Raw genomic sequence first — 738 nt, forward strand, 5'->3', positions numbered from 1 at the left:
AATTATTTTTTAGAAGAGTATCTCTAACTAGTATAACAAATTAAGCATAAGACAAATTAAGTATAGTATTTAAAGTTCTTGCTCTTAATAAAGAACAAGTTTTATAAAATCTTATACTAATATATACAATATATAAACAATAGTTATAATTTGTATTATACTTATTAGCTTTGTTGTTGTATGATATAAAACATTAAATTGTATTGGCAAAATATGTAAAAGTATTTTTGGCCAATATTTTTTTAAATATTTGATTTATATTTTACACTAATAAGATATTTTTTAAAAAATAAAAAATAATTAGGAGAGATTATTATGAAATTTGAAGAGTTAAAAGTTGGAATGAAGGCTGAAATTTCCAAAACTATAACCGAAACCGATGTAATTCTATATGCAGGAATTACGCTTGACACAAACCCAGCCCACTTAAACGAAGTTCATGCACAGCAAACTATGTTCAAGCATAGAATAGCTCATGGAATGCTTACTGCAGGACTTATATCGGCAGTATTAGGAACAAAACTTCCAKGAGAAGGAACTATCTATATGGGACAAGAATTAAAATTCTTAGCTCCAGTATATTTCGGAGATACAATTACAGCTACTGCTGAAATTATAGARCTTATCCCTGAAAAAAACAGAGTAATACTTTCAACTACTTGTACTAATCAAGATGGAAAAGTAGTTTTAAGCGGAAAAGCAACTGTAATGAAACAATGAAAAAATTAATTATATATT

General features: G+C 26.5%; 1 protein-coding gene. It reads left to right on the plus strand.

What is annotated here, in order from left to right; genetic code table 11:
* Positions 1–315: 315 nt before the first annotated feature.
* On the plus strand, positions 316–720 hold the full coding sequence (locus GQX97_RS13115) for a MaoC family dehydratase (RefSeq protein WP_157152283.1): 405 nt from the start codon (positions 316–318) through the stop codon (positions 718–720).
* Positions 721–738 lie beyond the last annotated feature (18 nt).

This window comes from Brachyspira sp. SAP_772 (genome assembly GCF_009755885.1).
Classification (GTDB): Bacteria; Spirochaetota; Brachyspiria; order Brachyspirales; family Brachyspiraceae; genus Brachyspira.